We start from the raw sequence: 14,049 nt of genomic DNA, 5'->3' as shown, positions 1-14,049 counted from the left end.
CTGGCGCCGGGGCTTTTTCTTGCTAGAGTAAAGCCCGTCGGAGACATGGAATTCAATGGTTTACGTCATCGCATATCTGACAGCGCATGCGGGGAAGGGCGACGACGTCGTGGCGCTCGCCGCACCGCTGATCGACGCCACCCGCAAGGAAGAGGGCTACATCAGCTACGATCTGTATCGCAAGCCCGCCGAACCGGACTCGCTGGTTTTCGTCGAGACCTGGAAGAGCCGGGCGGCTCTCGATGTCCACTTTGCCGAGCCGCATCTGAAGACGTTCAAGGCGGCCATGGCCGATCTTCTCGTCGAAGCGCGCGTCGAGGTCGTCCATCCGGAAAAGATCGAGGTCATCTGACGTGCCCTACCGGTCGACGGAAATTCTTTCTCCCGGCCCTACCGACAAGGCGCCGCTTCACCGCGTGACGCTCACCCACGACCAGCGGCATCTGCGCCGCAAGCTCCTGCATCTCGAAAACGACGACGTCGTGATGCTCGACCTCAAGGAACCGGTGATGCTCGCCGACGGCGATCTGCTGGTGCTGGAGGGCGGCGGCTACATCGAAGTGAAAGCGGCTGAGGAGGCGCTCTACGAGATCCGTCCGCGCGACAGGCTGCATCTGATCGAACTCGCCTGGCACCTCGGCAACCGGCATCTGCCGGCGGCGATCGAGGAGGGGCGAATCTTGATCGCCCGCGATCCGGTCATCCGCGCCATGCTCGAGGGCCTCGGCGCGACGGTGAGCGACGTGGTCGAGCCATTCCACCCTCTGCGCGGTGCCTATCACGGCACCGGCGGCCACCACCATGGGCATGGTCACGACCACCATCATGGCTGAAGAGGCCGTCGTGCAGGCTCTGCTGCGCCTCGTCACCTGGCTCTCGCCAGCCTTCCCGGTCGGCGCCTATTCCTATTCCGGCGGCTTGGAGCAGGCGGTTCACGATGGGCTGGTGACGAATGCCGACGATCTGCGGCTTTGGCTGGATACGCTCATGAATCACGGCCCGCTCTGGAACGATGCGCTTCTTCTCGCCGAAAGCTTTCGGGGCCACGCCGATCCGGCACGACTGCAAGCGGTCGCCGAACTGGCCGAGGCGCTCGCCGGCTCACGCGAACGGCACATGGAAACCATGCTACTTGGCGAAGCATTTCTCGCCGCCGCCGGCCACTGGCCGCATCCGGTGCTGGAGACGCTCGGACCAACGGCCGCCTATCCGGTGGCGGTCGGCGCTGTCGCCGGCGCGCATCGGACCGGGCTCGAGCCGACGCTCGCGGCCTATCTCAACGCGACGGCGTCAAGTGCCGTATCGGTGGCCATCCGCTGCGGCGTCATCGGCCAGCGAGACGGCGTCGGCGTGCTCGCCGGTCTGGAGGCGGGAATTGCGGCGGTTGCCTCCCGTGCCGCGCGCGGCTCGCTGGACGTCTTGGCTCAGCGGCCATCATCGCCGACATTGCATCTCTGAGACATGAGACCCTGCATTCGCGCCTGTTCCGCTCCTAGCGGGGACCGCGAACGCCGCGTTTTATGCAGTAGAAAGGACACAGAAAATGCCATCGAAAAACGGTCCCCTTCGCGTCGGTATCGGCGGCCCGGTCGGGTCCGGCAAGACGGCGCTGACCGACAAGCTGTGCAAGGCGATGCGCGAGAAATATTCGGTCGCCGTCGTCACCAACGACATCTATACCAAGGAGGATGCCGAGGCGCTGGTGCGCATGCAGGCGCTGCCTTCGGAGCGGATTGTCGGCGTCGAGACCGGCGGCTGCCCGCACACGGCCATCCGCGAGGATGCTTCGATCAATCTCCAGGCGATCGCCGACCTCAACCGCCGTATCCCCGATCTCGACGTGGTCTTCATCGAATCGGGCGGCGACAATCTCGCGGCGACCTTTTCGCCCGATCTGGCGGACCTGACGATCTACGTGATCTCCGTCTGCCAGGGCGAGGAAATTCCCCGCAAGGGCGGTCCGGGGATCACCAAGTCCGACCTCCTGGTCATCAACAAGAAGGATCTGGCCCCCTATGTGGGCGCCGATCTCGAGGTGATGGAGCACGACGCGACGCGAATGCGGGCTGAAAAGCCCTTCGTGTTTTCCGACATGAAGCGCGGCGAGGGCGTCGAGAGAATCGTCGAGTTCCTCACCGTGCAGGGCGGTCTCTGAAAGGGTTCAAAACTGTTCCAGCGCTTGGCGGTCGCGAATTTCGATCATCCGGCCCTTCACCACAACGCCCGACCGGCGCAGCGTCGAGAAGGCCCGCGACAGCGCCTCGGGGGCGAGGCCGAGTTTGCCGGCGAGCACGTTCTTCTGGAATGGCAGGCGGAAGGAGAAGCTCTCTGACCCGATCGGGCAATGGCTCAGAATGTAGTTCGCGACGCGCTGGGGCGCGGTGAGCAGACGGTCTTCGGCAAGGCAGTCCTCGGCCATCTTGCCGTGATGGCAGAGGAGCTCGAGAAGCGCCTGGGCGACGCCCGTGTCTTCGGCGGCAAGCTGGCGCAGTTTGCCGCTTTCCAACCGCGCGACGATCGACGGTTCGGCGGCCTGGGCATTGGCGGTGGCGCGGCGATCCAGGAACATGGCGTTCACCCCGATCAATTCGCCTTTCTGGAAGACGGCGACATCGGCTTCGCGCCCGTCCTTGCCGAGGCGATAGAGACGGACGAGTCCTGAGAGGACGACGAGGACATCGTCGATAGGATCGTCCTGGCGGAACAGGGTGTCGTGCGCTTCGTGCGTCGAGACAGTGGCGCCCTCGAGAATTGCCTCTTGTGCGGTCCGTGGCAGCCGCGAAAAGAAGCGCAAATTGATGAGGATGGCCCGGTCACTGGAGGTTAGTCGCAAAGTCTTCATACCGCTTGTCCCGAAAAATCGTGACCAAGCTAGCGGTTTCTCGCGGGTCATGAATTGACCCGCATCAAACAACTTCGCGAAAGAGACGCTGCTGCCCGTCCTCATCCGAACCCCGCAGCAGCGCTGTTTCTCAAGGAAACGCCTATTCGGCGGCGAGCGCCGGATGGCTGATGATCTTGCGGTCGGACTTGCCGCGCCGCTCCGCCTCCAGCGTCTTGACGCGCTCCTCGAGGTTTTCGATCGTGATGCCCTGTTCGGCGGCGAGCTTGCTGAGCGCCTCGCGGTCAAGCGGCAGATCTTCCTCCTCTTTCTTGCCGACCATGCGGCCGAAGATCCAGGCGAGAAGTCGCGACAGGTCGTCCATGATCAGGAAGAAGGAAGGCACGACGACGAGGCTCAGGACCGTCGAGACGATGATGCCGCCGATAACGGCGATCGCCATCGGGGCGCGGAACGAGCCGCCTTCGCCGACGCCGAGGGCCGAGGGCAGCATGCCCGCCGACATGGCGATCGAAGTCATGACGATCGGGCGGGCGCGCTTGCGGCCCGCTTCGACCATCGCCAGCGTCCGGTCCATGCCGTGGTGCATCATCTCGATGCCGAAGTCGACGAGCAGGATGGCGTTCTTGGTGACGATGCCCATCAGCATCAGTATGCCGATCAGCACGGGCATCGAGAGCGCGTTCTGCGTCAGGATAAGCGCTGCCGCCACGCCGCCGATCGCCAGCGGCAGCGAGAACAGGATGGTGAAGGGCTGGATGACATCTTTGAACAGCAGGATGAGCACGACCAGCACCATCATCAGGCCCAAGAGCATGGCGTTGCCGAAGCTCTGCTGCATCTCCGCCTGAACCTCGGCATCGCCGCTCTCGATGAACTGAACCGTATCCGGCAGCTCGGCTTGCGCGGCGATCTCCTTGAAGCGGGCAGAAGCCGTGTCGAGGGCTACGCCCACAGGCAGATCGGCGCCGAGCTTCACAACACGATAGCGGTCGTAGCGCTTGATGGAACTCGGTCCTTCCGCATAGTTGATGTCCGCGACACTCGAGAGCGGTACCGTGGCACCGGAGGCTGTCTGGACCTTCAGGTTGCGGATTGCTGCCAGATCGGTACGGAAATCGCGATCGAGCTGGACCCGGATCGGGATCAGGCGCCCGTCCAGCGCAATCTTCGTGAGCAACGCGTCGATATCGCCGATCGTGGCGACCCGAATGACTTCGGATATCTGCGCCGTCGTGATGCCGAGACGGGACATCTGTTCGTCCCGCGGGCGGATCTGCAGTTCCGGCCGTGGCAGGGCGCCGTCAGGGCTGACATTGGCGAGTAGCGGGTCCTTGCGCAGCTTTGCTTCAAGATTGGCCACGGCCTGGTCCAGATCTGCTTCCTTGCTGGAAAGCAGGTTGAACGACAGATCGCGCTCACCGCGATCGTTGAGCTTGGTGACCCGGACGTCCGGGATCGATCGAAGCTCAGCGAGGATTTCCTTTTCGATCTGCGACTGTGGCTTGATGCGGCCCGCCGGCGGCAGCTTCGGCAGGTATTCACCGATCAGCGGCGTCCCGCCGATGACGTCGTTGACCACTTTGTTGACGAGCGAATGGTCGAGCTTCTCGAGAAGCACGGTGACGGCAGCGCGCCTGAGCTCGAGATCGCCCTTCGGCGAGGCGCCGCCTAGCACGAAGACGTTCTCGACGCCATCGATATCCTTGATGCGGTTATAGATCTCCGTCGTCGTCCGGTCCGTGTCCTCGAGCATCGCATCCGGCGGCAATTCGATCGACAGGCTGACGCGCGAATTGTCCTCCGGCGGCAGGAAGCTGCCGGGAACCTGCAACAGGAAATAGACGGAAATGGCGAGGCATCCGATGGCGGCAAGCAGCGTCGTGTAGCGCCAACGGGTCGTCACGCGGATGATGCCGGTATAGAACTTCATGATGGCGCTGTCGTCGTCACCATGATGGCCGCCGCCGACATCCGTCGGCTGCATCAGATAGGCGGCCATCACCGGCGTGATCAGGCGGGCGACGAGCAGCGAGAAGAAGACGGAGACGGCGACCGTCAGACCGAACTGGATGAAATACTGCCCCGGAATGCCCGGCATGAAGGAGACGGGCACGAAAACGGCGATGATCGTGAAAGTGGTGGCGATGACGGCGAGGCCGATCTCGTCGGCCGCCTCGATCGCCGCCTTGTAGGGCGACTTGCCCATGCGGATATGCCGCTCGATGTTCTCGATCTCCACGATCGCGTCGTCGACCAGGATACCGGTCGCGAGCGTCATCGCCAGGAAGCTGACGAGGTTCAGCGAGAAGCCGAGGAGCTCCATGATCCAGAAGGTCGGGATGGCCGAGAGAGGCAGGGCAACGGCCGAGATCAGCGTGGCGCGCCAGTTGCGCAGGAACAGCATCACGACGACGACGGCGAGAAGCGCGCCCTCGATCAGCGTGTGAATTGCCGCTTCGTAGTTGCCGTAGGTGTAGTAAACCGAATCGTCGACCATCTCGATGGTGACTTCGGGGTGCTTGGCGCGGATTTCGTCGAGCGTCTTGGCAACGGTTTCGGCGACGCTGACTTCGCTCGCGCCCTTGGCGCGGAATACCGCGAAGGTGACGCCGGGATGGCCGTTGAAGCGCGAGAACGACTTCGGCTCCTCGTAGGTATCGGTTACCTTGCCGAGCTCCGACAGACGAACGAAGCGTCCGTTCGGCAGCGAGATCATCGTATTGGCGAGCTGGGAAACATCGCGGGCATCGCCGAGCGTGCGGATCGCCTGTTCGCTGCCGCCGACCTGACCGCGGCCTGAGCCGAGATCCATGTTCATGCGGCGGAGCTGGCCGTTAACGTCGGCAGCGGTGATTCCGAAGGAGTTCAGGCGATCTTCATCGAGTTCGATGCGGACTTCGCGATCGGACCCGCCATAGCGGTCGACGCGGCCGATACCGCTCTGACCCTGGATGGCGCGCTTGACCGTGTCGTCGACGAACCAAGAGAGCTCCTCGAGCGTCATGCCGGGCGAGGAGATCGAGAAAGTCTGGATCGCCTGACCCTCGACATCGACCTTCGAGACGATCGGTTCGTCGATCGAGGTCGGAAGATCGCCACGAATACGGTCGATCGCATCCTTGACGTCCTGCACCGCCTGTGTCGTCGGCACTTCCATGCGGAAGATGACGGCGGTGGTGGATGTGCCGTCGGTGATCGTCGACTCGATATGGTCGACGCCGGAGATGCCGGCGACCGCGTCCTCGATTTCCTTGGTGACCTGGGTCTCGAGTTCGGCAGGCGCGGCTCCGCTTTGCGTGACCACGATCGAGACGATCGGCACGTCGATGTTCGGGAAGCGGGTGATCGGCAGCGAGTTGAAGGACTGCCAGCCGAGCACGACCAGCACGAAAAACGCCAGGATCGGCGCGACCGGATTGCGGATGGACCAGGCGGAGAAGTTCATGGTCTCTGTTCCCGTCAATTGGTTATCGGCTGGTCGGACTTGACCGGATTGATCCGATCGCCGTCACGCACATAGGCGCCGGCCTTTGCCACGGCCTGCTCGCCCGGCTTGAGGCCGGAAAGGATCTCGACGAACTGCCCGTCCTGGATGCCGGTCTCGACAGGGACCAGGTGTACGATGCCGTTTTCGACCTTGCGGACGATGGTCTTGCCATTTTCAGATGTAACAGCGGTTTGCGGCAAAACGACCGTCTGCTTCTCTTCGACGGTGACCACCGCGCTCGCATACATGCCGGCGCGCGCCTCGGTCGTGTCGGTAAGGCTGATGTGCACCTTGCCGAGACGCGTATCAGGATCGACGGTCGGCGCGATCAGTCGAATCTTGCCCTCGACCGTCGTGCTGCTGCCGGCGAGCTTGACTGTGGCGGATTGCCCGACGGCAAGCTTGATGATGTCCGCCTCGGCGACGTCGGCCTTCATCTCGATCGCGCCGTCGCGGATCATCGCGAAGAGCGGCTCGCCCGTGCCGCTGGCAATCGCGCCGACCTTGGCGTTCTTGGCGGAGATCACGCCGCTCACCGGCGCCTTGACCTCGGTGCGGGCGAGCCTGAGGTCGATATCGTCGATCTGCGTCTCGACAACCTTGATGTCGGCTCTGGCAACACCGACCGATTGTTCGGCCGAGCGAAGGCGGGCGCGCGTGGCGGCGGCGAGGGCCTTCAGGCGGTCCGCCTCGGCGGTCGAGACAGTGCCGTTTTCCGAAAGCCGTACGGCGCGATCGGCGACACGCGTCGCCTCTTCGGAGTTTGCCGTGGACTCTGCGAGTTGGGCGTTCAGTTGCGCTAGCGAGGCCTCCGCCTTGGCGAGATTGGCCTCGAGCTGGCTTTTCTGCAGGAGCAGCGCGTCGTCGTTGAGAACAGCAAGCGTACTGCCTTCTTCGACCTGGTCGCCGACATCGACATTCAACGAGCGTATGGACAGGCCCTCGACGAGCGGTGCGACATAGGTTTCCTCGACCGCCTCGATCGAGCCGGTGGCAAGGATGCGGTCGCTGATCTTGCGTTCTACCGCTTCCGTAACGACGATCGACGGCAGTACCTGCGATGGCTGCGGTTTTGCGGCCTCCTCGGCCGAAACGCTCGAAAATGCGCCGAGCGTCATCGCTGCACACGCGCCGAGAAGAGGGAGGAGTTTCTGAGCCATCGGCCTATCGTCCTGACACAAATAAATCATGCCGCATCGCCATTCATCAAGGGCGAAGATCCGGCTGCAATCATGCTGTTCCCGCGTGTTCCGCGCCGGTGTTGCAGGCCCGTTCGCGATCCACGCATTCGTAAATGTCCGGCGCCACGGTCTCAAACCGAGGGCGCTGGCCTGCTGCATGCTTCCTTAAATCGTAGCCGATTTAGGGATAGACATATGCAGCGCTTCAAGATGCCACAGCGCCCTTTGTGCGTCTCATAAGACGCACGGCGCTGTGGGAGAAATTTGCTCAAGGAAACGATTTCAACGAAAACCGGTTTCTCCCTGCGCCTGCTCTCCAGTCAAACGTTCCGGGCTATGTAAGCGCGGTAGCAAATGCTTACAAGAGCCCGGAAGCGATGGTGCCTCAATGTTTTTATCTGCCGTCTTTCGCGAGGCTATAGTGACGCGAGCTAAATGCAAGCTTAACAACCGGAACGGGCCGGCAAGAAGCGCGCGGCATACTGCCGCGCGCTCCTAGATTAGCCACAATGCGACGGCTTATTTCAGCGCTGCGTCCGTAACCTCGTGAGTCCAGGCGCCTTCAGGCTCCTTGGAGATGACCGGATCGGAACCGCCGGCGAGCAGCGACTGGACGGTGCGCTTGAAGTCGGCCTCGTCGAGTGCGCCGTTCGAACCCGCCGTCAGCTTGGCGATCTCGCCCATCATGCGCTTCTGGTGCTTCTCGGTCTGGGCACCGGTCGAATCGTTCTCGAGCACGAGATCGGCTGCCTCGTCCGGGTTCTCCTCGGCATATTTCCAACCTTTCATCGTGGCGCGGACGAACTTCACCATTCTTTCCTTGAAGGCCGGATCCTTGAGCTTGTCCTCAAGCACGTAGAGGCCGTCCTCGAGCGTGGCGACGCCCTGGTCTTCATATTTAAAGGTGACGAGATCCTCCGGCTTGATGCCGGCGTCGATGACCTGCCAGTACTCGTTGTAGGTCATCGTCGAGATGCAGGCGGCCTGTTTCTGGATCAGCGGATCGACGTTGAAGCCCTGCTTCAGGACGGTCACGCCATTCGGCCCGCCATCGGTCGGGATCTTCAGATGCGACATCCAGGAGAGGAACGGATATTCGTTGCCGAAGAACCAGACGCCGAGCGTCTTGCCCTTGAAGTCCTCGGGGGACTTCACGCCGGACTCCTTGAGACAGGTGAGCATCATGCCGGATTTCTTGAAGGGCTGGGCAATGTTGACGAGCGCCACGCCCTTTTCGCGCGTGGCCAGCGCGGAAGGCATCCAGTCGACGATGACGTCGGCGCCGCCGCCGGCGATCACCTGGGCCGGGGCAATATCCGGGCCGCCCGGCTTGATCTCGACGTCGAGGCCCTCTTCCTCGTAGAAGCCTTTGTCCTTGGCGACGTAGTAGCCGGCGAACTGGGCCTGCGTGACCCATTTCAGCTGCAGCGTGACCTTGTCGGCGGCATTGGCATGGAAAGCGGCAAGCGAAAAGACGCCCGCTGCCAGCAGAGATGCAAGTTTCTTGTTCATGTCAGTTCCCTCTTATCATTGCCTCATTTTCAGCCCCGGCCAATGCGGATGGACGGATGCCAGAAGGTGACGGCCCGCTCGACGAGCGCAACCATCCCGTAGAAGGCGGAGCCAGCCACCGCCGCGACGGCGATTTCGGCCCAGACCATGTCGACGTTCATGCGCCCCACTTCCGTGGAGATCCGGAAACCCATGCCGACAATGGGCGTTCCGAAAAATTCGGCCACGATCGCGCCGATCAGCGCCAGCGTGGAGTTGATCTTCAGTGCGTTGAAAATGAAAGGCCAGGCGGCCGGCAGCCGCAGCTTGACGAGCGTCTGCCACCAGCTGGCGGCATAGGTGCGCATCAGGTCGCGCTCCATGTGGCTCGCGGCGGCAAGGCCCGACACCGTGTTCACCAGCATCGGGAAGAAGGTCATGATGACGACGACGGCAACCTTCGACTGCCAGTCGAAGCCGAACCACATGACCATGATCGGCGCGACGCCGATGACGGGGAGGGCGGAGACGAAGTTGCCGAGCGGCAGCAGACCCTTCTGGAGGAAGGGCGAGCGGTCGATGAGGATCGCTACCAGGAAGCCGAGCCCGCAGCCGAGCGCATAGCCGGTCAGCACGGATTTCAGGAAGGTCTGGCGGAAATCGGCGGCGAGCGTCGGTACCGAATTGACGAGCCGAGCCCAGATCATCGACGGTGCCGGCAGCAGGACCGACGGAACGCCGAAGCCGCGGACGATGCCTTCCCACAGGACGAGGATCGTGACGCCGAAGAGGAGCGGCACGGCGAAGCGCGCGGCATTGCCCAGCGTGCGGTTTGTAAAATGCTGGCGGACCAGCCATTCGTTGAGGGCCCAGGCGATCAGCCAGAAAAGGATGGCGCCGGCGAGAGCGGGAAGGTTCATGGCTTGGCTCCCATGCGCTTCAGGACGGCGGAGTGCGCGAAGCCGACGATCATGACGAGCACGGCGGCGAGTGCGGCGGCCATGAACAGCGCTGCCCAGATCTGCACGGTCTGGCCGTAATAGGAGCCGGCGAGGAGCCGTGCGCCGAGCCCGGCCACTGCACCGGTCGGCAGTTCGCCGACAATGGCGCCGACGAGAGAGATGGCGACGGCGACCTTCAGCGAGGTGAATAGATAGGGCATGGAGGAGGGCCAACGCAGCTTCCAGAAGGTCTGGGCCGGCGAGGCATTATAGGTATGCATCAGATCGAGCTGGATCGTTTCGGGACTACGCAGGCCCTTGACCATGCCGACCACGACCGGGAAGAACGACAGATAGGTGGAGATCAGTGCCTTCGGCAACAGGCCGGCAATGCCGATGGCGTTCAAGACGACGATGATCATCGGCGCGATCGCCAGGATCGGTATCGTCTGGCTGGCGATCACCCAGGGCATCAGCGAGCGGTCCATGGCGCGATTGTGGACGATGCCGACGGCGAGGAGCACGCCGAGCGCTGCGCCGATGCCGAAGCCGAGCAGGGTGGCGGAGAGCGTGATCCAGGCGTGGTAGACGAGGCTGCGCTTCGACGTGATCGGCTTGTTGACGGTCGTGTCCCAGATCTCGGCAATCACCTGGTGCGGTGCCGGTAAGACGGGCCTTTCTTGCGCCATCGTGTTCCTGACGATGTCGGAGAATCCAATCTCGGTGCCGGCGCGTGCCGCCGTGTCGCGCTCGAAAGGCGTGTTCAAGAAGATGGCGGCGACATACCACACGACGATCAGGATCGCGACGACGGTGCTGATCGGAAGCAGCTTGTCTCGGAGGAAGCTTGGCTTATGCATGGTCGCCTCCGCCGGTCGGAAGAGGCGTTTCTCTGCGGAAACGCGCGCCCAGGGGGCGAAGATCGCGCAGCATGTTCCACATCGCTGCTTCGGCCTTGGTCATTTCAGTGCGGAGTTTCTTGGCGCGTTGTCTGATCTTCGGGTCGATGTTTGAGTGTGCCGAAGACCCCTCCCGGTTCGCTGCGCTCACCACCCTCCCCACAAGGGGGAGGGAGGCCCAAGCCGCACCGTCATCGGCAAGCCACCCAGAGGTGATACGGAATTGCTTTCCCGAAAGGCTGCGCCGCGTAAGATTGGAGTTCAAGCGAGCGGCATACGCGACCAAGCCACTCCCCCTTGTGGGGAGGGGCTGGGGAGGGGTCAAAACACAACAGCTATTCATCATAGCTATGCCCCGCTCTCAGCCCCTCGCGCACCCGATGGGCTATTTCCAAAAACTCCGGCGTTTCGCGGATGCCGAGGGGGCGTTCCCTCGGCAGCGTCGATTCGATGATGTCGGTGACGCGGCCCGGCCGAGGACTCATGACGACGATCTTGGTCGAGAGATAGACGGCCTCCGGAATCGAGTGGGTGACGAAACAGATCGTCTTGTCGGTTCGCGCCCAGAGCTTGAGGAGCTGTTCGTTCAGGTGGTCACGGACGATTTCGTCGAGGGCGCCGAAGGGCTCGTCCATCAGGAGAAGATCGGCGTCGAAGGCGAGAGCACGAGCGATCGACGCCCGCTGCTGCATGCCGCCGGAAAGCTGCCACGGGTATTTCTTGCCGAAGCCCGTGAGGTTGACGAGCTCCAGTGTCCGTTCGAGGCGAGCTTTCTGCTCGTCCTTCGCGTAACCCATGATCTCGAGGGGGAGTGCGATGTTCTTTTCGATCGTCCGCCACGGATAGAGCGCTGCCGCCTGGAACACGTAGCCATAGGCGCGGTTGTGGCGGGCCTCCTCCGGCGTCATGCCGTTGACGGCGATCGCGCCGGCGGTCGGCTTCTCGAGGTCGGCGATGATGCGCAGAAACGTTGTCTTTCCGCAGCCGGAAGGGCCGATGAAGGAGACGAAGTCGCCCTTCGCCACGTCAAGATTCACGCCCGTCAGCGCATTGACCGGCCCGTCGCTGGTCTGAAACGTCAGGCCGAGATTTCGGGCCGAGACCACGGAGGCGGGACTGGATGTCATGGATGGATTCTCATTGTCATTTGTCTGTGCCAGACTGCTATTCGGGCCGGCAACATGCAATCGCGGATTTGCCGCAGAAGGCTCTTTGTCAAGGTTTTTCAGCGAATTCTGGAGAACGGTCATGTCTCGATCATCCAATCCTGGCTGTCGCGTGGTGCGGCCGGGCAGCGGCTATGCCGGCAAGCAGGGACTCAATTATTTCGAAGGCATCGCCGCGGAGACAGTGGGCTCCACCGGCATCTGCATGCATCTCGTCACCATGCCGCCCGGCGCGCGCGCCAAGGCGCATCTGCACGAGAGCCACGAGACAGCGATCTATGTGCTCGCCGGCGAAGCCTACACCTGGTTCGGCGACCGGCTCGAAGAGCACGTGATCGTCAAGGCCGGGGAAATGCTCTACATCCCGGCTGGCGTGCCGCATATGCCCGCCAACCTTTCCGACAGTCCTTGTACGGCGGTCATCACCCGGACAGATCCGAAGGAGCAGGAGAGCGTCGTGTTGCTCCCGGAACTGGACGGGCTGGTGCCGGCCGATCCCCTCGCACATAGCGTGTGACGAATGCAGCATCTGCACTCCGTCACACTCCGGTTGCCGGAATGCCGGTGCGCTGCACGGCGCGCGGTGCCGTCACTTCCTTCCAGGCCGACAGCGCCGTGCTGACCGCCGGGAAGGGATCGCGCCGGACGAATTCGCCATGGCCTTCCTGGGTCTTCACCGCCCCTTCCTCGATCGCCACGACGCCGCGCGTCAGCGTGAAGCGGGGGAGGCCGGTGACGGTCTTGCCCTCGAAGACGTTGTAATCGATCGCCGATTGCTGCGTGTTTGCCGAGATCGTCTTCGAGCGCTTCGGATCCCAGACGACGAGGTCCGCATCTGCCCCGACGAGGATCGCGCCCTTCTTCGGATAGATGTTGAGGATCTTGGCGATATTGGTGGACGTCACCGCCACGAATTCGTTCATGGTGATGCGGCCGGTATTGACGCCATAGGTCCAGAGCATCGGCATGCGGTCCTCAAGCCCGCCCGTGCCGTTCGGGATCTTGGTGAAATCGCCGACACCAGAACGCTTCTGCGTCGTCGTGAACGCACAGTGGTCGGTCGCGACCACCTGCAGCGAACCGGAGGCGAGACCGGCCCAGAGGCTGTCCTGGTGCAGCTTGTTGCGGAAGGGCGGCGACATCACCCGGCGGGCCGCGTGATCCCAGTCCTTGTTGAAGTATTCACTCTCGTCGAGCGTCAGGTGCTGGATCAGAGGCTCGCCGAAAACGCGCATGCCCTTGGCGCGGGCGCGCCGGATCGCCTCGTGCGCCTGCTCGCAGGACGTGTGGACGATATAGACCGGACAGCCGGCCATGTCGGCGATCATGATGGCGCGGTTGGTGGCTTCGCCCTCGACCTCGGCCGGCCGCGAATAGGCGTGCGCCTCCGGGCCGTTATTGCCTTCGGCGAGCAGCTTCGCCTGAAGCTGCGCCACCACGTCGCCGTTTTCGGCGTGGACCAGCGGCAGGGCGCCAAGCGCCGCGCAGCGCTGGAACGATGAGAACATCTCGTCGTCGTCCACCATCAGCGCGCCCTTATAGGCCATGAAGTGCTTGAAGGTGTTGATGCCCTTTTCCTTGACGATCGCCTCCATCTCGTTGAAGACCTGCTCGCTCCACCAGGTGATCGCCATGTGGAAGGAATAGTCGCAATTGGCGCGGGTCGACTTGTTGTCCCACATGGTCAGCGCCTCGAGCAGCGACTGGCCGGGCGAGGGGAGCGCGAAATCGACGACCATGGTCGTGCCGCCGGCAAGGGCCGCGCGCGTGCCGCTCTCGAAATCGTCCGAGGAATAGGTGCCCATGAAGGGCATTTCGAGATGCGTGTGGGGATCGATGCCGCCCGGCATCACATAGCAGCCGGTCGCGTCGAGCGTCTCGGTGCCGGAGAGATTAGGCCCGATCTCGACGATCTTGCCGCCTTCGACCTTCACATCGGCCTTGTAGGTCAGGTCGGCGGTAACGATGGTTCCACCCTTGATGACAGTGCTCATGGTTTCGTTCCCTCGCAATGGTGCATTCGACGGACGCGGCCGCCC

13 protein-coding genes and 1 pseudogene are annotated in these 14,049 nt (G+C 62.9%); 5 read left to right on the top strand and 9 right to left on the bottom strand.

What is annotated here, in order from left to right:
- Positions 1-55 precede the first annotated feature (55 nt).
- The 4 genes and pseudogenes from N181_RS04200 to ureG all read left to right on the top strand — a co-directional run bounded on the left by N181_RS04200 (position 56) and on the right by ureG (position 2,155).
- Positions 56-352 (top strand): putative quinol monooxygenase, encoded by a 297-nt coding sequence (locus N181_RS04200; RefSeq protein ID WP_037394421.1) that lies wholly within the window; start codon positions 56-58, stop codon positions 350-352.
- Position 353: 1 nt separating this feature from the next.
- Complete coding sequence (gene ureE, locus N181_RS04195) at positions 354-833, top strand: urease accessory protein UreE (RefSeq protein WP_037394424.1); 480 nt, start codon at positions 354-356, stop codon at positions 831-833.
- Positions 826-1,496 (top strand): annotated as a pseudogene (locus tag N181_RS04190) (urease accessory protein UreF). Before ureE ends, N181_RS04190 begins: the two are co-directional and overlap by 8 nt.
- Positions 1,497-1,543: 47 nt before the next feature.
- The gene (gene ureG, locus N181_RS04185) at positions 1,544-2,155 is read left to right on the top strand and encodes an urease accessory protein UreG (protein WP_037394427.1); all 612 of its coding nucleotides are present in this window, start codon (positions 1,544-1,546) and stop codon (positions 2,153-2,155) included.
- A gap of 6 nt (positions 2,156-2,161) precedes the next feature.
- Here ureG and N181_RS04180 read toward each other — a convergent pair whose 3' ends face one another.
- The 8 genes from N181_RS04180 to N181_RS04150 form a co-directional block, all read right to left on the bottom strand.
- Positions 2,162-2,842, bottom strand: coding sequence for a Crp/Fnr family transcriptional regulator (locus N181_RS04180; RefSeq protein WP_037394430.1), 681 nt, complete (start codon positions 2,840-2,842; stop codon positions 2,162-2,164).
- Positions 2,843-2,984: 142 nt separating this feature from the next.
- Positions 2,985-6,290 carry an efflux RND transporter permease subunit gene (locus N181_RS04175; RefSeq protein ID WP_037394432.1) on the bottom strand — a complete coding sequence of 1,102 codons (3,306 nt, stop codon included), beginning with the start codon at positions 6,288-6,290 and terminating at the stop codon, positions 2,985-2,987.
- Between the two features lie 14 nt (positions 6,291-6,304).
- Positions 6,305-7,492 (bottom strand): efflux RND transporter periplasmic adaptor subunit, encoded by a 1,188-nt coding sequence (locus N181_RS04170; protein ID WP_037394435.1) that lies wholly within the window; start codon positions 7,490-7,492, stop codon positions 6,305-6,307.
- A 540-nt stretch (positions 7,493-8,032) separates the two neighbouring features.
- Complete coding sequence (locus N181_RS04165; RefSeq protein ID WP_037394438.1) at positions 8,033-9,025, bottom strand: ABC transporter substrate-binding protein; 993 nt, start codon at positions 9,023-9,025, stop codon at positions 8,033-8,035.
- A gap of 29 nt (positions 9,026-9,054) precedes the next feature.
- Positions 9,055-9,924 carry an ABC transporter permease gene (locus tag N181_RS04160; protein WP_037394441.1) on the bottom strand — a complete coding sequence of 290 codons (870 nt, stop codon included), beginning with the start codon at positions 9,922-9,924 and terminating at the stop codon, positions 9,055-9,057.
- Positions 9,921-10,805: an ABC transporter permease gene (locus N181_RS04155; protein ID WP_037394444.1), complete on the bottom strand. Its 885-nt coding sequence runs from the start codon at positions 10,803-10,805 to the stop codon at positions 9,921-9,923. The genes N181_RS04160 and N181_RS04155 overlap by 4 nt, the downstream gene beginning before the upstream one ends.
- Positions 10,798-11,187, bottom strand: a complete 390-nt coding sequence (locus N181_RS35165; RefSeq protein WP_255878313.1) for a DUF559 domain-containing protein — start codon at positions 11,185-11,187, stop codon at positions 10,798-10,800. Before N181_RS35165 ends, N181_RS04155 begins: the two co-directional genes overlap by 8 nt.
- Positions 11,180-11,971 (bottom strand): ABC transporter ATP-binding protein, encoded by a 792-nt coding sequence (locus tag N181_RS04150; RefSeq protein ID WP_037394472.1) that lies wholly within the window; start codon positions 11,969-11,971, stop codon positions 11,180-11,182. Before N181_RS04150 ends, N181_RS35165 begins: the two co-directional genes overlap by 8 nt.
- Positions 11,972-12,092: 121 nt before the next feature.
- On the opposite strand from N181_RS04150, the gene N181_RS04145 reads away from it, so the two are divergent.
- Positions 12,093-12,527, top strand: a complete 435-nt coding sequence (locus N181_RS04145) for a cupin domain-containing protein (protein WP_037394450.1) — start codon at positions 12,093-12,095, stop codon at positions 12,525-12,527.
- A 22-nt stretch (positions 12,528-12,549) separates the two neighbouring features.
- Here N181_RS04145 and hydA read toward each other — a convergent pair whose 3' ends face one another.
- Positions 12,550-14,004 carry a dihydropyrimidinase gene (gene hydA, locus N181_RS04140; protein WP_037394452.1) on the bottom strand — a complete coding sequence of 485 codons (1,455 nt, stop codon included), beginning with the start codon at positions 14,002-14,004 and terminating at the stop codon, positions 12,550-12,552.
- Between the last annotated feature and the right edge of the window lie 45 nt (positions 14,005-14,049).

Origin of the sequence: Sinorhizobium fredii USDA 205, assembly GCF_001461695.1 — a bacterium.
GTDB classification, from domain to species: Bacteria; Pseudomonadota; Alphaproteobacteria; order Rhizobiales; family Rhizobiaceae; genus Sinorhizobium; species Sinorhizobium fredii.
The sequence above is the reverse complement of the archived record's forward strand: the minus strand, read 5'-3'. Positions and strand labels throughout refer to the sequence as shown.